General features: G+C 72.4%; 20 protein-coding genes and 1 pseudogene. 17 read left to right on the top strand and 4 right to left on the bottom strand.

Translation table 11 applies throughout. The features are described from left to right. Positions 1-113: 113 nt before the first annotated feature. Together ABR738_RS31915 and ABR738_RS31920 are read left to right on the top strand one after the other, a co-directional pair. Entirely contained in the window at positions 114-1,157 is a 1,044-nt protein-coding gene (locus ABR738_RS31915) for an ABC transporter permease (RefSeq protein WP_350233399.1), read from the top strand. Beyond that, positions 1,154-1,858 carry an ABC transporter ATP-binding protein gene (locus ABR738_RS31920; protein ID WP_350233400.1) on the top strand — a complete coding sequence of 235 codons (705 nt, stop codon included), beginning with the start codon at positions 1,154-1,156 and terminating at the stop codon, positions 1,856-1,858. The genes ABR738_RS31915 and ABR738_RS31920 overlap by 4 nt, the downstream gene beginning before the upstream one ends. A 51-nt stretch (positions 1,859-1,909) precedes the next feature. On the opposite strand, the gene ABR738_RS31925 is transcribed toward ABR738_RS31920, so the two are convergent. Further along, entirely contained in the window at positions 1,910-2,713 is an 804-nt protein-coding gene (locus ABR738_RS31925; RefSeq protein ID WP_350233401.1) for an IclR family transcriptional regulator, read from the bottom strand. Between the two features lie 336 nt (positions 2,714-3,049). Here ABR738_RS31925 and allB point away from each other — a divergent pair, with 336 nt between their 5' ends. From allB to ABR738_RS31940, 3 genes and pseudogenes are all read left to right on the top strand, one after another. Further along, positions 3,050-4,387: an allantoinase AllB gene (gene allB, locus ABR738_RS31930; protein ID WP_350233402.1), complete on the top strand. Its 1,338-nt coding sequence runs from the start codon at positions 3,050-3,052 to the stop codon at positions 4,385-4,387. A gap of 4 nt (positions 4,388-4,391) precedes the next feature. Continuing rightward, positions 4,392-5,507: an allantoicase gene (gene alc / locus ABR738_RS31935; protein WP_350233403.1), complete on the top strand. Its 1,116-nt coding sequence runs from the start codon at positions 4,392-4,394 to the stop codon at positions 5,505-5,507. A gap of 353 nt (positions 5,508-5,860) precedes the next feature. Then, positions 5,861-6,358 (top strand): annotated as a pseudogene (locus ABR738_RS31940) (DMT family transporter); the annotation flags it as partial. Here ABR738_RS31940 and ABR738_RS31945 read toward each other — a convergent pair. Continuing rightward, entirely contained in the window at positions 6,359-6,565 is a 207-nt protein-coding gene (locus ABR738_RS31945; RefSeq protein WP_350233404.1) for a hypothetical protein, read from the bottom strand. A gap of 145 nt (positions 6,566-6,710) precedes the next feature. On the opposite strand from ABR738_RS31945, the gene ABR738_RS31950 reads away from it, so the two are divergent. Genes ABR738_RS31950 through ABR738_RS31960 form a run of 3 tightly spaced genes read left to right on the top strand, consistent with a single transcriptional unit; the run spans position 6,711 to position 9,830 of the window. Then, positions 6,711-7,934: a sensor histidine kinase gene (locus ABR738_RS31950; RefSeq protein ID WP_350233405.1), complete on the top strand. Its 1,224-nt coding sequence runs from the start codon at positions 6,711-6,713 to the stop codon at positions 7,932-7,934. Then, a complete protein-coding gene (locus tag ABR738_RS31955; protein WP_350233406.1) occupies positions 7,931-8,608 on the top strand; it encodes a response regulator transcription factor in 678 nt (225 codons plus the stop codon). The genes ABR738_RS31950 and ABR738_RS31955 overlap by 4 nt, the downstream gene beginning before the upstream one ends. 31 nt (positions 8,609-8,639) lie before the next feature. Next, the gene (locus tag ABR738_RS31960; RefSeq protein WP_350233407.1) at positions 8,640-9,830 is read left to right on the top strand and encodes a cytochrome P450 family protein; all 1,191 of its coding nucleotides are present in this window, start codon (positions 8,640-8,642) and stop codon (positions 9,828-9,830) included. A gap of 1 nt (position 9,831) precedes the next feature. Here the strand turns inward: ABR738_RS31960 and ABR738_RS31965 are convergent, their stop codons facing one another. Beyond that, a complete protein-coding gene (locus ABR738_RS31965) occupies positions 9,832-10,611 on the bottom strand; it encodes a hypothetical protein (RefSeq protein WP_350233408.1) in 780 nt (259 codons plus the stop codon). Positions 10,612-10,790: 179 nt separating this feature from the next. Between ABR738_RS31965 and ABR738_RS31970 the strand changes: the two genes are divergently transcribed. Continuing rightward, positions 10,791-11,993 carry a cytochrome P450 family protein gene (locus ABR738_RS31970; RefSeq protein ID WP_350233409.1) on the top strand — a complete coding sequence of 401 codons (1,203 nt, stop codon included), beginning with the start codon at positions 10,791-10,793 and terminating at the stop codon, positions 11,991-11,993. A 1-nt stretch (position 11,994) separates the two neighbouring features. Here ABR738_RS31970 and ABR738_RS31975 read toward each other — a convergent pair whose 3' ends face one another. Then, positions 11,995-12,996 (bottom strand): Gfo/Idh/MocA family protein, encoded by a 1,002-nt coding sequence (locus ABR738_RS31975; RefSeq protein WP_350233410.1) that lies wholly within the window; start codon positions 12,994-12,996, stop codon positions 11,995-11,997. A gap of 156 nt (positions 12,997-13,152) precedes the next feature. Between ABR738_RS31975 and ABR738_RS31980 the strand changes: the two genes are divergently transcribed. The 8 genes from ABR738_RS31980 to ABR738_RS32015 all read left to right on the top strand — a co-directional run bounded on the left by ABR738_RS31980 (position 13,153) and on the right by ABR738_RS32015 (position 19,871). Beyond that, on the top strand, positions 13,153-13,872 hold the full coding sequence (locus ABR738_RS31980; protein ID WP_350234831.1) for a GntR family transcriptional regulator: 720 nt from the start codon (positions 13,153-13,155) through the stop codon (positions 13,870-13,872). Positions 13,873-13,986: 114 nt separating this feature from the next. Continuing rightward, positions 13,987-14,163 carry a hypothetical protein gene (locus ABR738_RS31985; protein ID WP_350233411.1) on the top strand — a complete coding sequence of 59 codons (177 nt, stop codon included), beginning with the start codon at positions 13,987-13,989 and terminating at the stop codon, positions 14,161-14,163. A gap of 128 nt (positions 14,164-14,291) precedes the next feature. Beyond that, complete coding sequence (locus ABR738_RS31990) at positions 14,292-15,275, top strand: sugar ABC transporter substrate-binding protein (RefSeq protein ID WP_350234832.1); 984 nt, start codon at positions 14,292-14,294, stop codon at positions 15,273-15,275. Further along, positions 15,272-16,309, top strand: a complete 1,038-nt coding sequence (locus ABR738_RS31995; protein WP_350233412.1) for an ABC transporter permease — start codon at positions 15,272-15,274, stop codon at positions 16,307-16,309. The genes ABR738_RS31990 and ABR738_RS31995 overlap by 4 nt, the downstream gene beginning before the upstream one ends. Further along, positions 16,306-17,145, top strand: coding sequence for an ATP-binding cassette domain-containing protein (locus ABR738_RS32000; RefSeq protein ID WP_350233413.1), 840 nt, complete (start codon positions 16,306-16,308; stop codon positions 17,143-17,145). Before ABR738_RS31995 ends, ABR738_RS32000 begins: the two co-directional genes overlap by 4 nt. A gap of 79 nt (positions 17,146-17,224) precedes the next feature. Next, positions 17,225-18,412: an ROK family glucokinase gene (locus ABR738_RS32005; protein WP_350233414.1), complete on the top strand. Its 1,188-nt coding sequence runs from the start codon at positions 17,225-17,227 to the stop codon at positions 18,410-18,412. Next, positions 18,412-18,999, top strand: coding sequence for a hypothetical protein (locus ABR738_RS32010; protein ID WP_350233415.1), 588 nt, complete (start codon positions 18,412-18,414; stop codon positions 18,997-18,999). Before ABR738_RS32005 ends, ABR738_RS32010 begins: the two co-directional genes overlap by 1 nt. A 161-nt stretch (positions 19,000-19,160) precedes the next feature. Beyond that, positions 19,161-19,871: a ricin-type beta-trefoil lectin domain protein gene (locus tag ABR738_RS32015; RefSeq protein ID WP_350233416.1), complete on the top strand. Its 711-nt coding sequence runs from the start codon at positions 19,161-19,163 to the stop codon at positions 19,869-19,871. Positions 19,872-19,877 lie beyond the last annotated feature (6 nt).

Raw genomic sequence — 19,877 nt, forward strand, 5'->3', positions numbered from 1 at the left:
CGGGCCCGCGCTCGCGGTCAACCGAAAGTTTGATGTGCCGCTCCGCCTTTCGACGCCGACGGGCCTGCCGGGGCGCGATGTGGCGGCGGTCCTGGGACGCCAGGGTTGGTTCCATGTTCGTCGCATGGAGAGATCTCCGGTTCGCCAAGGGCCGGTTCGCGTTGATGGGTACGGTCGTGGTGCTCATCACCCTGTTGGTGGGGCTGCTGTCCGGGCTGACCGCGGGCCTGGCACGGGACAACACATCGGCCGTCGGCGCGCTGCCCGCCGACCGGCTCGCCTTCGCCGCGCCGCCGTCGGGACAGTCGGCGTCCTTCACCAACTCCGTTGTACCGAGCGCAACTTGGCGCGCCTGGCGGCAGGCGCCGGGGGTGCGCGATGCCGAGCCGCTGGCCATCTCCACGCTGAACGCGAAGGCGGGCGAGCGCACCGCGGCGGTCTCCTGCTTCGCCGTACCGCCGAGATCGCCTCTCGCGCCCTTCGAGGTGCGCGCCGGATCGGTGGTCCTGTCCCGGGGCGCGGCCGTTGAGCTGGCCGCGAAGGCGGGCGACCGGCTGACACTGGGGGGCCGGACGCTGAGCGTGGCGGCGGTCACGGGTGAGGACTCCTACAGCCACACCCCGGTCGTGTGGACCGCCCTCGCGCCCGACGCCCCCGCGACCGTCGTCGCGCTCACCCTCAAGGACGGCGCGGATCTCGCCGCCACCGACAAGGCGCTCGGCACCACGACCCTGACCCTGGCGGGGGCGCTCTCGGCGCTCCCCTCCTACCAGGCGGAGAACGGCTCGCTCCAGCTGATGCGCGGTTTTCTCTTCGTCATCTCCGCGCTGGTCGTCGGCGCGTTCTTCACCATCTGGACGATCCAGCGCAGCGGCGACATCGCCGTCCTGAAGGCGCTCGGCGCCTCGACGCCCTACCTCCTCAAGGACGCGCTGGGCCAGGCGGTCGTGATGCTGACGGCCGGCACGCTCATCGGCACCGGTCTCGCCGCGCTGGCCGGGTCGCTCGTCGGCGCCTCCGTGCCCTTCGTCCTCGATTCCGCCACCACGCTCGGCCCCGCCGCCGTCCTGATCGTCCTCGGCGTGCTCGGCGCCGCCCTGTCCATCCGGCGCATCACCGCCGTCGACCCGCTGACCGCGCTCGGGAGTGCCCGATGAACCCGTCCACGAATCCGCCCCTCCTGCTGGACGGCGTCACCCTGACCTACCCGGACGGCGAGGGCCGCCTCACCGCGCTCGACGGCGTGAGCCTTTCCGTCGCCGCCGGTACGGTCACGGCCTGCGCGGGCCCCTCGGGCTCCGGCAAGTCCAGCCTGCTCGCCGTCGCGGCGACCCTGGTCGCGCCGGAGGTCGGACGGGTGGTGGTGGCCGGGACCGACACCGGCGCGCTCAGCCCCGCCGCGAAGGCCGCGCTGCGCCGCGACCGCGTCGGCATCGTCTTCCAGCAGCCCAACCTGCTGCCCGCGCTCACCGCCCTCGAACAGCTTCAGGTGATGGCCCACCTCGCGGGCCACGGGCCCCGCCGGACCCGCGAGCGCGCCCTGGAGGCGCTGGCCGCCGTGGGGCTCGACGGGCAGGCCCACCGCCGCCCCCATCAGCTCTCCGGCGGCCAGCGTCAGCGGATCAACATCGCCCGGGCCCTCATGAACGACCCCGCCGTCCTCCTGGTCGACGAGCCCACCAGCGCGCTCGACCACGAGCGGGGCGCCGCGGTCCTCGACCTCCTGCTCACCCTCACCCGCGAGCGTGGCACGGCCACCGTCCTCGTCACCCACGACCGCGCCCATCTGGACCGGATGGACGCCGTGGTGACCATGACGGACGGACGCCTGAGCGCACCCCGGGCGCACGCGCGCTGAGCGCCGCCGGCGCGGCCGGGGGCGGGGCCACTGGCGCGGCCAGGGGCGGGCTCAGGAACTAGCGCTCGTGTTCGCGAGCGCCGTCGACAGTTCGTCGGCGATGCCCTGGAGGATCGGGACGATCCGGTCGGTGGCCGCCTCGGTGACCCGGCCGGCCGGGCCCGAGATCGAAATGGCCGCGGGCGTGGGGGAGTTGGGCACTGACACCGCCAAGCAGCGGACTCCTATCTCCTGCTCGTTGTCGTCGACCGCGTACCCGGCGCGCCGCACCTGTTCCAGGGCGTCGAGGAAGCCCTCCGCCGTGGTGATCGTCTTCTCCGTCGCGGCCGGCATGCCGGTGCGGGCGAGTAGCGCGCGCACCTCATCCGGCGCGGTGTACGCGAGCAGCGCCTTGCCCACGCCCGTGGAGTGCGGCAGGACCCGGCGGCCGACCTCGGTGAACATCCGCATGGAGTGCTTTGAGGGCACCTGCGCCACGTACACGATCTCGTCGCCGTCGAGCAGCGCCATGTTCGCGGTCTCGCCGGTCTCCTCGACCAGACGCGTCAGATACGGCCGGGCCCAGGTGCCGAGCAGCCGGGACGCCGACTCGCCGAGCCGGATGAGCCGCGGGCCGAGCGCGTAGCGCCGGTTGGCCTGCTGGCGGACGTAGCCGCAGGCCACGAGCGTACGCATCAGGCGGTGGATGGTCGGAAGGGGCAGGCCGCTGCTCGCGGAGAGCTCGCTGAGGCCGACCTCGCCCCCCGCGTCGGCCATCCGCTCGAGGAGGTCGAAGGCGCGCTCGAGGGACTGGACTCCTCCGCTGGCGGCGGAGGTTTTGGAGGCGTCGGTGGTGCTGGCGCTTGACGTCGGCACGGCGCGTTCCTTTCGGTACTGGCAGGCGAGGGAGCAGCCTATCGGGCGGTTGTCCGCCCCACCCTGGACAGGGCAGGTGTCCTTGCCGGTCAGAGCGGGTTTGTCCGTTCGTCGGCGACACCGCGTGGCGGTACCTCCATTCTGCCTGGCGAAATCAGCATTCCATTCTGTGGAAACCTCCAAGATGGCCGTCCGTGTCGGCCGTCACGCGCCGGCGACCCTTGACGGCTTCCTCGGCCGGCGCGCAAACTCCTTCAACAGATCGTTGAATTCCGGTCCCGGAAAAGTTCCCATCGGTAGGCCGGCAAGTCCGGGAAGTCTGGAAGTGAGGCTCGGGTGTCCGACGTCAACCTGGTACTGCGCTCGACGCGCGTCATCACCCCCGATGGGACGCGCCCTGCGGCGGTCGCCGTCGCCGACGGGAAGATCGCGGCCGTACTGCCGTACGAGGCCGAGGTACCGGCGGGGGCGCGCATCGAGGACTTCGGGGACGACGTGCTGCTGCCCGGCATCGTCGACACCCATGTGCATGTGAACGACCCCGGCCGCACCGAGTGGGAGGGCTTTTGGACCGCCACCCGCGCGGCCGCCGCCGGCGGCATCACCACCCTCGTCGACATGCCGCTCAACTCGCTGCCCCCGACCACCACGGTCGAGAACCTGCGGATCAAGCAGGAGGTCGCGGCGAGCAAGGCGCACATCGACACCGGGTTCTGGGGCGGCGCGCTGCCCGACAACGTCAAGGACCTCGCGCCGCTGCACGAGGCCGGCGTCTTCGGCTTCAAGGCGTTCCTCTCGCCCTCGGGCGTCGAGGAGTTCCCCGAGCTCGACCAGGCGCAGCTGGAGCGCTCGCTCGCGGAGATCGCCGGGTTCGACGGGCTGATGATCATCCACGCCGAGGACCCGCACGAGCTCGACGCGGCCCCGCACCTGACCGGCCCCAAGTACGCCGACTACCTCGCCACCCGGCCCAAGGTCTCCGAGAACGCCGCGATCGAGGGTCTGATCGCCGCCGCCAAGCGGATCGGCGGCCGTGTCCACGTGCTGCACCTGTCCTCCGCCGACGCGCTGCCCCTGATCGCCGCCGCCAAGCGCGACGGCGTACGCCTCACCGTCGAGACCTGCCCGCACTACCTCACGCTCACCGCCGAGGAAGTCCCGGACGGGGCGAGCGAGTTCAAGTGCTGCCCGCCGATCCGCGAGGACGCCAACCGGGACCTGCTGTGGGCGGCCCTCGCCGACGGCACCATCGACTGCGTCGTCACCGACCACTCGCCCTCCACCGTCGCCCTCAAGACCGACGACTTCGCCACGGCCTGGGGCGGCATCTCGGGCCTCCAGCTCAGCCTGTCCGCGACCTGGACCGAGGCCCGCAAGCGCGGCCACACCCTTGAGGACGTCGTCCGCTGGATGTCGACCGCGACCGCGAACCTGGTCGGGCTTACCCAGAAGGGCGCCATCGAGGCCGGCCGCGACGCCGACTTCGCCGTGCTCGACCCCGACGCGACCTTCACCGTGGACCCGGCCGAACTCCAGCACCGCAACCGCGTCACCGCCTACGCGGGCAAGACGCTGCACGGTGTCGTCAAGTCGACGTGGCTGCGCGGCGAGCGCATCCAGCACGACGGCGTCATCGCCGAGCCCACCGGCCGCCTGCTCGAAAGGAACAACTGACACCGTGAGCACCCTGCCCTCCTTCACCGGTGACGCCAGCCCCTTCGGCGGCGGCGACCCGTACGCGGACTACCGCAGTGCCGACTTCGCCTTCACCCAGTACGCCGACCTCGCCGACCGGCGCCTGGGCGCCGGGGTGATCGCCGCGAACGACGAGTTCTTCGCCGAGCGCGAGAACCTGCTCAAGCCAGAGGCGGCCGAGTTCGACCCCGAGCACTTCGGGCACAAGGGCAAGATCATGGACGGCTGGGAGACCCGGCGCCGTCGGGGCGCGGGCGCCGACCAGCCGCACCCCACCGACGAGGACCACGACTGGGCGCTCATACGCCTGGGCGCACCCGGCGTGATACGCGGCATCGTCGTCGACACCGCGCACTTCCGGGGCAACTACCCCCAGGCCGTCTCGGTCGAGGCCGCTTCGGTGGCGGGCTCCCCCTCGCCCGAGGAACTGCTCGCACCGGACGTGAAGTGGACAACTCTCGTACCCCGTACGGCTGTTGGCGGGCACGCGGCCAACGGCTTCGCGGTCGACGTCGAGCAGCGCTTCACGCATCTGCGGCTCAACCAGCACCCCGACGGGGGCGTCGCCCGCCTTCGCGTGTACGGCGAGGTCGCGCCCGACCCGCGCTGGCTCGGCGTGCTCGGCACGTTCGACCTCGCGGCGCTGGAGAACGGCGGCCAGGTCGAGGACGCGTCCGACCGGTTCTACTCGCCCGCCACCAACACCATCCAGCCGGGCCGCTCGCGCAAGATGGACGACGGCTGGGAGACCCGGCGCCGCCGCGACAAGGGCAACGACTGGATCCGCTACCGGCTGGCGGCGCAGTCCGAGATCCGCGCGGTCGAGATCGACACGGCGTATCTCAAGGGCAACTCGGCGGGGTGGGCGGCGCTTTCCGTGCGCGACGGGGAGGCGGGGGAGTGGGTGGAGGTGCTGCCGCGTACGCGTTTGCAGCCCGACACCAACCACCGTTTCGTCCTGGACGCGCCGGCCGTCGGCACGCACGTGCGGATCGACATCTTCCCCGACGGGGGTATCTCCCGGCTCCGTCTCTTCGGCTCGCTGACGGACGAGGGCACGTCCCGCCTGACGGCGCGCCACCAGGAACTGGGCGCCTGACCCCACCGGGCCGGCTGCGACCCGGGCCCCCTGAACAGGGCGGCACGACACCCGCCCGCCGGCGCGAGACACCCCGGCCCGACAGCACCGGGGTGTCTCGCGCCGTTGTTTTCCCCACCCCGCCCCTTCCCGAGACCCGCCGGGGGTTGGGGGGGTAAGCCTTACTCCGGGGGCTGCGCCCCTCGGGCCCCGCTTGGGGGCTGCGCCCCTCGGGCCCCGCTTGGGGGCTGCGCCCCTCGGGCCCCGCTTGGGGGCTGCGCCCCTCGGGCCCCGCTTGGGGGCTGCGCCCCCGGGCCCCCTTGGGGGCTGCGCCCCCGGGCCCGCTTGGGGGCTGCGCCCCCCCCGGGCCCCGCTCGGTCGTCGGCGTGGTCCTGCTCACCCAGGGCGGCGGCTTCATCACGCCGTCGGCGGGCGACCTCCTGATGCTGCTCGCCGCGCTGGCCCGTACCGCGCACGTCCTGCTCATGGCCCGCGTCAAGTCCGTCCGGGGCGCCGACGCGCTGTCGTTGACCACCGTCCAACTCGGCGGCGCCGCCGCGGTGTTCGCGGTGCTCGCCGCCGCTCCGGGCGCGGGGCCCGCGCCCGGAGCGGTGGCCTCGGGGTTCGGGCCGCGCGAGTGGGGCGGTCCGCTCTTCCTGTCCGTGTTCTGCACACTGTTCGCGTTCTTCACGCAGATGTGGGCGGTCCGGCGCACCTCACCCTCCCGCGTCAGCCTCCTGCTCGGCACCGAACCGCTCTGGGCCGCGGCCGCCGGCATCGCGCTCGGCGGTGAACGCCTGGGCGCCGCAGGCGTGTTGGGCGCCGTCCTGGTCCTGGCGGGTACCACCTGGGGACGCCGGGCGGTGGCCTGACTAGCCGCCTGCGGTCCGCCGCGAGGCGAGGAGCACCGCCGCGCCCGCCACCGCGAGCACGATGCTCGCGAAGACCTCATGGCCCGCCGGCACACCGACGCGGTACACCAACGCCCACGGTTGGAACCATCCGGTCCACTCGTGCAGCAGAGCGCCGACGCCCTGAAGCAGCAGCAGCCACCCGGCGACCTCCAGGAATTTCCTCATGCCCCGACCCTGCGCCGACCGGGCCCGGCGCCGCGTCGGCCGTCGGAACACCACCGCGCGTCCAAAGTCTTCGCCGTCGCGACTTTGGTAGCGAGCCGCGCCGCTCACGTGCCGCCCGGCCCGTGGGCTGCGTAACTTTGTCGACATGACACGTGCTGGACCGGAGTTCCGCTGGCTGCTGCCCTCGGCGGTGGCCGACCCCGAGCTGCCCGGCGACCGGGCCCGGCCCCGGCGCACCGTACGCGACTGGGCCGTGGACCTCTGCGCCTTCCTCGCCGCCGCCCTGATCGGCATGCTCACCGCCGACGCCCTGGACAAGACGCCCGGCTACTCCGACACGCTGCTGCTTCTCGACCAGCTGGTGGGCGCCGCGGCCTGTTGCGCGGTGTGGCTGCGGCGCCGGCGTCCGGTCGCGCTCGCCGTGGCGCTCGCCGCGGTGTCACTGGTCGCTCCGGTCTCCTCCGGGGCCTTCCTGGTCGCCCTGTTCAGTCTCGCCGTGCACCGGCCGTTCAAGCCCGTCGTGCTCGTGGTGGGCGCCGGGGCCGTCCTCAGTTCGGTGTTCCAGCCCGTTCTGCGACCCGACCCGACCACGGGCTGGCTCACCAACGCCGTCGTGGGCACCGTGCTGATCCTGCTGGTCACCGGCTGGGGCATGCTCGTACGCTCCCGCCGCCAGCTCGTCGTCGCGCTGCGTGAGCGGGCCGCACGCGCCGAGGCCGAGGCGGCGCTGCGGGCCGAGAACGCGCAGCGCCTGGCCCGCGAGGCCATCGCCCGCGAGATGCACGACGTGCTCGCCCACCGCCTCACCCTGCTCTCCGTGCACGCCGGCGCCCTGGAGTTCCGTCCCGGCGCGCCGCCCGCCGAGGTCGCACGGGCCGCCGGCGTCATCCGGGACAGCGCGCACGAGGCGTTGCAGGACCTGCGCCAGATCATCGGGGTGCTGCGCAGCCCGGGCGAGGGCGCCGATGACCGGCCCCAGCCCACCCTGGCCACCCTCGACGCGCTCGTCGCCGAATCACGCGAGGCCGGCATGAAGGTCGTCCTGGACAGCCGAGTGGCGGACGCCTCCGGCGTGCCCGCCGCCACCGGACGCAACGCCTACCGCATCGCGCAGGAGGCCCTGACCAACGCCCGCAAGCACGCGCCCGGCGCCGAGGTCACCGTCACGGTCACCGGCCACCCCGGTCAGGGGCTGACCGTCGAGGTACGCAACCCCGCGCCGCCGGGGCCCGTCCCCCAGGTGCCCGGATCCGGACAGGGGCTCATCGGTCTCACCGAACGCGCCACCCTGGCCGGCGGGCGCCTGCGCCACGGGCCAGGCCCCGACGGCTCCTTCACGGTCGCGGCCTGGCTACCGTGGCCCTCATGACCATCCGCCTGCTCATCGTCGACGACGACCCCCTGGTCCGCGCGGGCCTCGGGCTCATGCTCGGCGGCGCCGACGACATCGAGATCGTCGGCGAGGCCGCCGACGGCGAAGGGGTGGACCAACTGGCCCTGGAACTGCGGCCGGACGTGGTGCTCATGGACATCCGCATGCCCCGCGTGGACGGCCTGAGCGCCACCGAGACGCTGCGCGCCCGCCCCGACGCGCCCGAGGTCGTCGTCCTGACCACCTTCCACGCCGACGAACAGGTGCTGCGGGCCCTGCGCGCGGGCGCCGCCGGGTTCGTTCTCAAGGACACCCCGCCGGCCGAGATCGTCGCCGCCGTACGCCGCGTCGCGCACGGCGACCCGTTCCTCTCGCCGGCCGTCCTGCGTCAGCTGATGGCGCGGGTGTCGCACACCACCGGCGCGCCCGTGGACCGCGCGGCCCGGGCCAGGGCGCGCGTGGCGCTGCTCGCCGAGCGCGAACGGGAGGTCGCCGTCGCCGTCGGCCGGGGCCTTTCCAACGCGGAGATCTCCGCGAGCCTGTATCTGAGCGTGCCCACCGTGAAGACCCATGTGTCGCGCGTGCTGGCCAAGCTCGGTCTCAACAACCGTGTGCAGATCGCCCTGTTGGCGCACGAGGCCGGGCTCCTCGACGACGGGGGCGGCGATTAGGCCGAGGCGAAACCCAACGGAGGGCGCCCTCATGGACGTTGTCGATCTGGCCGAGTACGCTGACGATTTCACCGCCAACCCCTATCCGGTCTACGCGGAGCTGCGCGCGGCGGGCCCCGCCCACCGCGTGCGCGTCCCGGCCACCGGCGCGGAGGTGTGGCTGGTCGTGGGGTACGAGGAGGCGAGAGCGGCGCTCGCCGATCCCCGCCTCTGCAAGGACTGGCGCCGCCACACCGGCGAGGACAGCACCGAACTGCCGGTCGGCGCCAACATGCTGGAGACCGATCCGCCCCAGCACACCCGGCTGCGCAAGCTGGTGGCGCGCGAGTTCACCCCGCGCCGCGTCGAGGCCCTGCGCCCCCGTGTCCAGGAGGTCACCGACGCGCTCGTCGATGCCATGCTGACCGCGCCCTCGCGCACCGCCGACCTCGTCGACGCCCTGGCCTTCCCACTCCCCATGACCGTGATCGCCGAGCTCATCGGCGTGCCCGAGCTCGACCGCGCCGCCTTTCGCGTGCTGTCCAACGAGGCCGTCGCGCCGCTCACGCAGGACGGGGGAGAGAAGGCCGTCCGCGAGCTCGGCGGTTATCTGGCCGGCCTGATCGAGGACAAGCGCGCCGCCGGGCCCGGCGACGACCTCCTGAGCGCCCTGATCCGCACCCGCGACGAGGACGGCGACCGGCTCTCCCGGGACGAGCTCGTCGGCATGGCCTTCCTGCTGCTGGTCGCGGGCCACGAGACGACCGTCAACCTGATTTCCAACGGCATACGCGATCTGCTGACCCACCCCGAGCAACTGGCCGCGCTGCGCGCCGACTTCGACGGGCTCCTCGACGGCGCCGTCGAGGAGGTGCTGCGCCACGAGGGCCCGGTCGAGAACGCCACGTACCGCATCGCGCGCGAGGACATCCGGATCGGTGAGGCGCTGATCCCGGCCGGCGCGCCCGTCCTGGTCGCGCTGGCCTCGGCGGGCCGCGACCCCGAGCGCCACGCCGAACCGGACCGCTTCGACATCCGGCGCGCCCCCGGAAGCCACCTCGCCTTCGGCCACGGCATCCACTTCTGCCTCGGCGCCCCGCTGGCCCGCATGGAGGGCGGGATCGCGATCCGCACCCTTCTGGAGCGGGCCCCGCGCCTTCAACTGGACGTCGACAACAAGGAGTTGGAGTGGCTGCCCGGCATGCTGATCCGGGGCGTGCGCCATCTGCCGGTGCGCTGGTGACTCACGCCTTGCGGGCGGCCCGCGCCCGCTTGCGGTGCTCGCCGCGCAGCACCAGCGAGGGCCACTCGTCCCCGTACGCCCCACAGGCACACAGCGACCACAGCGACCACTGCTGCGGCACCGAGTAGTACGGCACGAGCACCTGGGCCGTGCGCAGTCGCGACAGCTTGACCGGCACGAGTGCGGGCAGGACGTCCGGCGCCTGCCCGGCCAGGATCGCCCGGCGGCACGAGGGGCAGGCGGGGCGCCGGTCGGCCGCCGCCTCGCGTGGGCCGGTGCGCCGCCTGGCCCGTTGGCGGTGCTGCTTGCGGACGGGGGAGTGGGCGTCCTCGGCCGCCGTGTGCAGCGGGTTGTAGAAACACCGCCGGGCGGGCTTGGGGGCCGGCTGCCCGGCGGCCCGGGCCTGGACCGCCGCGAACCGTTCGAGGGCGCGGTCGGCGAGGACGGACGCGGCCGCGAGGTCGGGCAGATCGGCCGCCTCGTCGAGCAGTTTGCCCGCGGCCTGGAAGGCGTCGAGGGCCCACGCGCAGTCGCTCGCGGCCAGCGGGTCCCCGCCACCGGACTCCGACGAGGAATCCGCTCGCGGCAGTTCGGCCGCGCCCAGTACGTCGCCCACGGCCGTCACCCGCGCCGACACCAGCCGCTCCAGCCGCTCCCGCGCGGCCGCCCACTCCTCAAGGACCAGCTGCTGGCGCTCCTTCGACAGCTCCGCGCCCCGCTGTCCGGGCACGGAGCTGTCGAAGGAGCGCAGCCTGTCCACGAACCACCAACGCTTGAGCACCTTGCCTCCTCGCTGTGACCAGGGTAGAAGCCCCAGTGGCCGGCGCGGAGACAGGGGCGGCGGCCGAAGGGGCGGGCGAGGGCCGGCCAGGGGCGGCGCTGCGCCGGGGGGCTGTGCACGGGCGCGTCCGGCGCCGTATCGTCCGCCGTGTCCATCTCGTCGCCCGGAAGGGGCACGCGTTGACCACCGAAGCCGTAGTCGATCTCGCCGCGCTGGGTGAGGACTTCACCCGAGACCCCTATCCGGTGTACGCGAAGCTGCGCGCCCTCGGGCCGGTGCACCGGATCCGGATGCCCGAAGGGGCCGACGCCTGGCTCGTCGTGGGGTACGAGGCGGGGCGGGCCGCGCTCGCCGACGAGCGGCTGTCCAAGGAGTGGCGCAACGCCGCGCCCGGGCTCGGCGTGCGCCAGGTCTCCTCCGGACCCACGATGCTCAACTCCGACGCGCCCGCCCACACCCGGCTGCGCAAACTGGTCACCCGCCACTTCACGCCCCGCCGCGTGGAGGAACTGGCCCCGCGTGTGAGGGAGATGACCGACGCGCTGCTCGACTCGATGCTCGCGGCGCCGGAGCGGCGGGCCGACCTCGTCGAGGCGCTGTCCTTCCCGCTGCCGATCACGGTCATCTGCGAGCTGATCGGCGTCCCCGCACTCGACCGTGACGCCTTTCGCCAGTGGTCCAACGCCTCCGTCTGCGCGCCCCTGCTCGAAGACCGCATGGCCGGGGCCCGGGCGGTCAACGAGTACCTGACGCGCCTTTTGGAGGACAAGCGCGCGCACCCCGGCGACGACCTGATCAGCGCCTTGATCCACGCCGCCGACGAGGAGGGCGGCGACCACCTGTCGGGGCCCGAACTGCTCGGCATGGCCTGGCTGCTCCTGGTCGCGGGCCACGAGACCACCGTCAACCTCATCTCCAACGGCATGCTGGCCCTGCTCGGCCACCCCGACCAACTGGCCGCCCTGCGGGCCGACTTCGACGGTCTCATCGACAACGCCGTGGAGGAGATGCTGCGCTACGACGGCCCCGTCGAGACGCCGACGTACCGCTTCACCAGGGACCCCGTCGAGATCGCAGGGACGCTCATTCCCGGGGGCGGCGAGGTGGTTCTGGTGGCGCTGGCCGACGCCGACCGCGACCCCGCGCGCTTCGCGGACCCGGACCGCTTCGACATCCGGCGCGACGCCCGTGGCCATGTCGCCTTCGGCCACGGCATCCACTACTGCCTGGGCGCGCCGCTGGCCCGCCTCGAAGCCCGCATCGCCGTCCGCGCCCTGCTGGAGCGCTGCCCGGGGCTCGCCCTCGACATCCACCCGGCGGCCCTGCCCTGGCGCACCGGCATGATGATGCGCGGCCCCGAGCGCCTGCCGGTGCGCTGGTAGCTCAGCCGCCCGGGATCTCCGCGACCTCCACCACACGGCGCTGGGCGCGCGACCTCTCGCACGCCTCGGCGACGCGCAGCGCGCGCAGGGCCTCCCGGCCGTCGCAGGGGTTGTCCGCCTCGCCCCGCACCAGGCGGACGAAGGCGTCGAGTTCGGCCTCGTAGGCGGGGGCGAAGCGTTCGAGGAAGCCCGTCCACGGCTTGTCGGGGCGGCCGGGGCCGTGCGGTTCGGCCGAGGTCAGCGGGGTGCGGTCGTCGAGGCCCACCGCGAACTGGTCGCGCTCCCCGGCCAGTTCGAGACGTACGTCGTAGCCCGCGCCGTTGCTGCGGGTGGCCGTCGCGGTCACCAGGGTGTCGTCGTCCAGGGTGAGCACGGCGGCCGCGGTGTCGATGTCACCGGCGGCGCGGAACATCCCGGGCCCGGCGTCCGAGCCCGTCGCGTACACCTCGCGCACCTCGCGGCCCGTCACCCAGCGCACGATGTCGAAGTCGTGGACCAGGCAGTCGCGGTAGAGCCCGCCGGACAGCGGCAGATACGCGGCGGGCGGCGGCGCCGGGTCGGAGGTGATGGCCCGTACGGTGTGCAGCCGGCCGAGGCGCCCCGAGCGCACCAGGTCACGGGCGCGCGCGTACCCGGCGTCGAAACGCCGCATGAAGCCGAGCTGGAGCTCGGTGCCCGCCGCTTCGACCGCGTGCAGCGCCTCCAGGGTGCCCGGCACGTTCAGGGCGATCGGTTTCTCGCAGAAGGCGGGCAGACCCGCGCGGGCCGCGGCCGCGATGAAGGCGGCGTGCGTGGACGTCGCCGAGGCGATCACCACCGCGTCCACGCCGGTGAAGGCCTCCGGCACGTTCGGCACGGCGCTCGCGCCGGTCAGGGCCGCGACCTCGGCGGCCCGCGCCGCGTCGGCGTCCGCCACCACCAGCTCCTCGACCGCTGGGTGGCGGGCGAGGACACCCGCGTGGAAGGCGCCGATCCGCCCGGTCCCGATCAGTCCGATACGCATGGCCACACCGTGGCCGGGACGGATCGTCCTGTCAAGACTTTGTCCTGACAATCGAACTTCACGACTTCCCGTCAACATCCCCGGCGCACTACGCTCACGTGCGTGCCCAAGCAGCCCAGACCAGCGGCCGATGTCGCGCGACCGCTCCAGCTCAGCGTGGACCGCACCAGCCCGGTCCCGCTGTACTTCCAGCTCTCGCAGCAGCTGGAGGCGGCCATCGAGAAGGGCACCCTCACGCCCGGCAGCCTCCTCGGCAACGAGATCGAGCTCGCCCAGCGGCTCGGCCTGTCCCGGCCCACCGTCCGCCAGGCCATCCAGACGCTTGTCGACAAGGGCCTCCTGGTGCGCCGCCGGGGGGTGGGCACCCAGGTCGTGCACAGCCAGGTCAAGCGCCCGCTGGAACTCAGCAGCCTCTACGACGACCTGGAGGCGGCCGGCCAGAAACCCGCGACCACCGTGCTGCGCAACACCGTGGAGCCGGCCACCGCCGAGATCGCGGCCGCGCTCGGGCTCACCGAGGGCAGCGACGTCCACCTGGTGGAGCGGCTGCGGTACGCGCACGGCGAGCCCATGGCACGGCTGCGCAACCACCTGCCGCCCGGGCTGCTCCCGCTGGACACCGACCACCTGGAGAGCACCGGTCTCTACCGCCTGATGCGGGGCGCGGGCATCACCCTGCACAGCGCGCGTCAGACCGTGGGGGCGCGGGCGGCCACCGCCCAGGAGGCGGACCTGCTGACCGAGGCCGCAGGGGCGCCGCTGCTCACCATGGAGCGCACCACCTTCGACGATACGGGCCGCGCCGTCGAGTTCGGCTCGCACCTCTACCGTGCCTCGCGCTACTCCTTCGAGTTCCAGCTCCTCGTACGCCCTTGAGCCGATTCGGCGCCGTGCCGGTAAGAATGTTCGGACAAAGTATTGACGTTGTCGGGGACCCGCCGCTAGAACTCAACGGCCGCAATCGGGCGGCCGGGACGGAAGGCGGACTCCATGAGCGGACCCCGCACGGCGAGGACGGCGAGCACGGCAAGCACGGCGAACACGGCGGCGGCTCTCGCCGCACCGGCGCGTACGCCCGGCGGCGGACCGTTCCTGGCCGGGCTCGCGAGCGTCACCGGCAAGGGCGCGCCCATGCTGGAGAAGCGCGCCGCCCGCGGTACCCGATGACCGCCCCGGGACCCGGCGTGACCCATACTTGGGCGGCCGGGGCAGGCCTGAAGCAGCCCCGGCGGCACCCGGTGGTACAGCAAGAAGGGCACGGCGTCGTGGCAAGGGTTGGGACAGGGGTACGCGTCATGGGCGCGGTGCTGGCAGTGGCGCTCGGGGTCTCCTTGGCGGGGTGCAGCAGCACCGGCGGCAAGCGCGCCGAGGACGCGCGCAAGTCCGCGCAGGCCCAGGGCAGGGCCGCGGTGAACACGCCCCGCTGGAAGATCGCGATGGTCACCCACTCGGGTGACGGCGACACGTTCTGGGACATCGTGCAGAGCGGCGCCAAGCAGGCCGCCCAGAAGGACAACATCGACTTCCTCTACTCGCACAGCGACCAGGGGCAGCAGCAGGCCCAGTTCGTGCAGACCGCGATCGACCAGAAGGTCGACGGGCTGATCGTCACGCTCGCCAAGCCGGACGCCCTCAAGGACGTCCTCGCCAAGGCCGAGAGGGCCGGCATCCCGGTGGTCACCGTGAACTCGGGCTCGGAGAAGTCCAAGGAGTTCGGGGCGCTCACCCACATCGGTCAGGACGAGACCATCGCGGGCAAGGCGGTGGGTGACGAGCTCACCAAGCGCGGCAAGAAGAAGGCGCTCTGCGTCCTGCACGAGCAGGGCAACGTGGGCCATGAGCAGCGCTGCGCCGGCACCAAGGAAACCTTCAAGGGCGAGGTCCAGAACCTCTACGTCACCGGCACCAACATGCCCGACGTGCAGTCCTCCGTCGAGGCCAAGCTCCAGGCCGATCCCTCCATCGACGCCGTGGTCACCCTCGGCGCGCCCTTCGCGGACACCGCCGTCAAGGCCAAGCAGTCGGCAGGCAGCTCCGCCGAGATCGACACGTTCGACCTCAACCCCAAGGTGGCCGCGTCCCTGAAGGCCGGCACCCTCGGCTTCGCCGTCGACCAGCAGCCCTACCTCCAGGGGTACGAGGCCGTCGATCTGCTCTGGCTCTACAAGTACAACGGCGACGTGCTCGGCGGCGGGCTCCCGGTCCTGACCGGACCGCAGATCGTCACGAAGGACGAGGCCGGCACACTGGCGGCGTACACGGACCGGGGGACGCGATGACCGCCACGCCCTTGACCGGGGACGAGCGGCTGCTGCGGCGCTCGGTCTGGCGCAGGATCCTGGGCCGTCCCGAACTCGGCTCGGTGGTCGGCGCCGCCGCCGTCTTCCTCTTCTTCGCGGTCGTCGCCGACAGCTTCCTGCGCCCCTCGAGCCTGTCCACCGTCCTGTACGCGGCCTCCACGATCGGCATCATGGCGGTGCCGGTGGCGCTGCTCATGATCGGCGGCGAGTTCGACCTGTCGGCCGGTGTCCTGGTGACGACATCGGCTCTCGTCTCCTCGATGTTCAGCTACCAGATGACCGCGAACGTATGGGTGGGCGTGGGTGTCTCGCTCCTGGTCACCCTCGCCATCGGCGCCTTCAACGGCTTCATGCTGACCCGCACCAAGCTGCCCAGCTTCATCATCACGCTCGGCACCTTCTTGATGCTGACCGGCCTCAACCTCGGCTTCACCAAGCTGATCAGCGGCACGGTCTCGACGAAGTCCATCTCCGACATGGAGGGCTTCGAGTCCGCGAAGAAGCTCTTCGCGTCCCAGTTCAGCATCGGCTCCGTCGACCTGAAGGTGACCATCCTGTGGTGGGCCGCGCTGATCGCGGTGGCCACCTGGATCCTGCTGCGGACCCGCTTCGGCAACTGGATCTTCGCCGTGGGCGGCGGCGCGGACGCGGCCCGCGCGGTCGGCGTACCGGTCTTCCGGACGAAGATCGGCCTCTACATGGGTGTCGCCCTCGCGGCCTGGATCTCCGGCCAGCACCTGCTGTTCTCCTACGAGGTGGTGCAGTCGGGCGAGGGCGTCGGCAACGAGCTGATCTACATCATCGCGGCCGTCATCGGCGGCTGCCTGATCACCGGGGGCTACGGCTCGGCGATCGGCTCCGCCGTCGGCGCGTTCATCTTCGGCATGACCAGCAAGGGCATCGTGTACGCGGAGTGGAACCCGGACTGGTTCAAGTTCTTCCTCGGCGCGATGCTTCTCCTCGCCACCCTGCTCAACGCCTGGGTGCGCAAGCGGGCGGAGGCGACAGCATGACGACCACACCGGACATGGCGGCACCGGACACGGCGGCCGGGGAGACGGCCCTCGTCGAGCTCGACGACGTCAGCAAGTACTACGGCAACATCCGCGCCCTGCAAGGCGTCACCCTGGAAGTCCACGCCGGGCAGATCACCTGTGTCCTCGGGGACAACGGCGCCGGCAAGTCCACCCTCATCAAGATCATCGCGGGTCTGCACCGGCACGACGCGGGCGCCTTCCGCATCGAGGGAGAGGACGTCCACCTGAGCAACCCCCGCGAAGCCCTGGACCGGGGCATCGCCACCGTCTACCAGGACCTGGCGGTGGTCCCGCTCATGCCGGTGTGGCGCAACTTCTTCCTCGGCTCCGAGCCGACCAGGGGAGCGGGGCCCTTCAAGCGCCTGGACGTCGAGAAGATGCGCGCCACCACCCGCGCGGAGCTGCTGCGCATGGGCATCGACCTGCGCGACGTCGACCAGCCCATCGGCACCCTGTCCGGCGGCGAGCGCCAGTGCGTGGCCATCGCGCGCGCGGTCCACTTCGGCGCCAAGGTCCTCGTACTCGACGAGCCGACCGCCGCGCTCGGCGTGAAGCAGTCGGGGGTCGTCCTGAAGTACGTGGCGGCCGCCCGCGACGCCGGTCTCGGCGTGGTTCTCATCACGCACAACCCCCACCACGCCTACCTCGTCGGGGACCGTTTCGTCCTCCTCAAGCGCGGCACGATGACCGGCAGCCATCTGCGCTCGGACATCACCCTGGACGAGCTCACCCGCCAGATGGCGGGCGGCAGCGAGCTCGAAGAGCTCAGCCACGAACTCCAGAGGTCCGGCGCGAGCGAGGACCCGGCCTAGTCCGGCGTCGCCGCCCCGGCCCCGGGGCGGCGTCGGCGCGCGAGGTCCCCGCCGCGTCCGGATGGCAGAATCGGCCCCGATGACCACGTACCGCGACTTCGCCCTAGCCCACCGGGGATCCGCCCGGGCCACCGTGCTGCGCACCGTCGGCACCCGGGAACGCCGCTCGCACCTGACGGCCCCGCGGGTCCCCACCGTCGGGATCGACATCGGCGGTACGAAGGTGATGGCCGGCGTCGTGGACGCCGACGGCAACATCCTGGAGAAGCTCCGCACGGAGACCCCCGACAAGTCCAAGAGCCCCAAGGTCGTCGAGGACACCATCACCGAGCTGGTGCTCGACCTCTCCGACCGTCACGACGTGCACGCGGTGGGCATCGGCGCGGCCGGCTGGGTGGACGCCGACCGCTCCACCATCCTCTTCGCCCCCCACCTCGCCTGGCGCAACGAGCCGCTGCGCGACGCCCTCCAGGCTCGCCTCGCGGTGCCCGTGATGGTCGACAACGACGCCAACACCGCCGCCTGGGCCGAATGGCGCTTCGGCGCGGGGCGCGGCGAGGACCACCTCGTGATGATCACGCTCGGCACCGGCATCGGCGGCGCGATCCTGGAGGACGGCCAGGTCAAACGCGGCAAGTACGGGGTCGCCGGCGAATTCGGCCATATGCAGGTCGTGCCCGGCGGGCACCGCTGCGCCTGCGGCAACCGGGGCTGCTGGGAGCAGTACAGCTCGGGCAACGCCCTGGTGCGCGAGGCCCGCGAACTGGCCGGCGCGGACTCCCCGGTGGCGTACAACATCATCGAACGCGTCGGCGGCAACATCTCCGAGATCACCGGCCCGCTCATCACCGAGCTGGCCCGCGAGGGCGACGCCATGTGCGTCGAGTTGTTGCAGGACATCGGGCAGTGGCTCGGGGTGGGGATCGCCAACCTGGCGGCCGCCCTCGACCCCTCCTGCTTCGTGATCGGCGGCGGCGTGAGCGCCGCCGACGACCTCCTGATCCGGCCCGCGAGGGACGCCTTCAAGCGTCATCTCACCGGCCGCGGCTACCGCCCCGAGGCCAGGATCGCCAAGGCACAGCTCGGCCCCGAGGCGGGCATGGTCGGCGCCGCCGACCTGGCGCGTCTGGTGGCCCGCCGCTTCCGCCGGGCCAACCGGCGCCGCGTGGAACGCTACGAGCGCTACGCGAGGGCCGCCGAAGCCGTCCTCGGCACGAGCACCACCCGCACCACCCGCACCACCCGCACCACCCAGGAAAACGACTGATGACACCGACCGACCGCCCCGCCGTGCCGCGCCAGTCCCCGCCGCCGGACGAGAAGCCGCCCGAGACGCGCCAGCACATGATCCGGCGGCGCTGGATCACCGCGGTGATCATCGTGCTGCTCATCGGCGTGCCCGCCGGTTATCTGGCGATCTCCGCCGAGCAGAGCCGCACCAGCGGCCGCGACGCGGAGACCGAGGCACGGGCCACGGGTCTCGTGCACGACTGGCCCTCCAAGGCGCAGCGGCGCATCTACGACGTGACGATCCCGATGGACTCGATCGGCGTGTACTACTACGAGTCCAACACCTGGAAGGTCAGCAAGCTCTACGTCCAGTTCAAGACGAGCGCGGCCGGCCTCGCGGAGTTCATGAAGGGCGCAGGCACCACCACGGCCACGCTCAGGCCCGGTGACGTGACCATCAACGCCAAGGACGCGGCGAAGGTGCACTGGCCCTTCCACAAGGGCCGCGACTGGTCGGGCACCACCCGCGTCCAGGACAAGCCCCGCCCCACCCTGGACATCACCGTGGACGAGACCAACCCGGATCGGCCCTACGTCTTCGTGGTGTCCACGACGACCCCCTGACGGCCGGCCTCCGCAAGTGCGAGGCGGTGGCGCCGCGCGACAGCATGGGATGAACTGCCCAGTAAACGCAGGCCTGTTGACACCCTCCTGGCCCTTCGATCAAGCTTCGACCGGATTCGCGAGTCCGTCCGGTCATGCCCCTGTGAACGAAGGAGCACCTCATGAGACGTACCGTCGCCGCCTTATGCACCGCGCTGCTGGCGCTCTGCGCCGCCCTCGTCCTGCCCGCCGCCTCCGCGCGGGCGGAGACACCCGGATCGTGCACAACCCACTATGACGGGCCGCTCGGCAGCGCCTCGTGCAGTGGGGTCGCCCCCGGCACGCAGTGGCGGGCGGTGATCGGCTGCTTCTACCTGGTGGACGGCCAGCCGGTCGACTTCCAGGCGGTGGGGAACGTCGTCACCGGAGACGGCACGTCCACCGGCGTGTGTACCGGCGCCTCCTACGCGACCAAGCACATCGACGCGGTGGTCGTGGGCATCGCGGGCCGCCAGGGCCGCCTGGTCGGCTACGGCGGCAAGTGCGTGGACATCCACGCCGGAAAGTCCACGAACGCCACCCCCGTGCAGATCTACGACTGCAACGGCAGTGGGGCGCAGTGGTGGACCTTGGGTACGGACCAGACGGTGCGCGGACTCGGCAAGTGCCTGAACGTGGTGTGGGGTCGCAGCGAGAACGGCACCAAGGTGGAGATCTACGACTGCGTGCACAGCCAGGGCGAGCAGTGGGTGCCGCAGGCGGACGGGTCCCTCAAGAACGTCCTCACCGGCAAGTGCCTGGACGACCTCGGCTTCAACACCGCCAACGGTACGCAGCTGGGTATCTGGGACTGCAACGGACTGGCCAACCAGAAGTGGGTCCTGACCCCCTGACGCATC

The organism is Streptomyces sp. Edi4 (assembly GCF_040253615.1).
Lineage (GTDB): Bacteria > Actinomycetota > Actinomycetes > Streptomycetales > Streptomycetaceae > Streptomyces.

Bases quoted from the DNA above. Each gene is read 5' to 3' on its own strand.
- ABR738_RS31915 (WP_350233399.1), top strand. From the start codon at position 114: ATGTTCGTCGCATGGAGAGATCTCCGGTTCGCCAAGGGCCGGTTCGCG.
- ABR738_RS31920 (WP_350233400.1), top strand. From the start codon at position 1,154: ATGAACCCGTCCACGAATCCGCCCCTCCTGCTGGACGGCGTCACCCTG.
- ABR738_RS31945 (WP_350233404.1), bottom strand. From the start codon at position 6,565: ATGAGGAAATTCCTGGAGGTCGCCGGGTGGCTGCTGCTGCTTCAGGGC.
- ABR738_RS31950 (WP_350233405.1), top strand. From the start codon at position 6,711: ATGACACGTGCTGGACCGGAGTTCCGCTGGCTGCTGCCCTCGGCGGTG.
- ABR738_RS31955 (WP_350233406.1), top strand. From the start codon at position 7,931: ATGACCATCCGCCTGCTCATCGTCGACGACGACCCCCTGGTCCGCGCG.
- ABR738_RS31960 (WP_350233407.1), top strand. From the start codon at position 8,640: ATGGACGTTGTCGATCTGGCCGAGTACGCTGACGATTTCACCGCCAAC.
- ABR738_RS31975 (WP_350233410.1), bottom strand. From the start codon at position 12,996: ATGCGTATCGGACTGATCGGGACCGGGCGGATCGGCGCCTTCCACGCG.
- ABR738_RS31985 (WP_350233411.1), top strand. From the start codon at position 13,987: ATGAGCGGACCCCGCACGGCGAGGACGGCGAGCACGGCAAGCACGGCG.
- ABR738_RS31990 (WP_350234832.1), top strand. From the start codon at position 14,292: ATGGGCGCGGTGCTGGCAGTGGCGCTCGGGGTCTCCTTGGCGGGGTGC.
- ABR738_RS31995 (WP_350233412.1), top strand. From the start codon at position 15,272: ATGACCGCCACGCCCTTGACCGGGGACGAGCGGCTGCTGCGGCGCTCG.
- ABR738_RS32000 (WP_350233413.1), top strand. From the start codon at position 16,306: ATGACGACCACACCGGACATGGCGGCACCGGACACGGCGGCCGGGGAG.
- ABR738_RS32005 (WP_350233414.1), top strand. From the start codon at position 17,225: ATGACCACGTACCGCGACTTCGCCCTAGCCCACCGGGGATCCGCCCGG.
- ABR738_RS32010 (WP_350233415.1), top strand. From the start codon at position 18,412: ATGACACCGACCGACCGCCCCGCCGTGCCGCGCCAGTCCCCGCCGCCG.
- ABR738_RS32015 (WP_350233416.1), top strand. From the start codon at position 19,161: ATGAGACGTACCGTCGCCGCCTTATGCACCGCGCTGCTGGCGCTCTGC.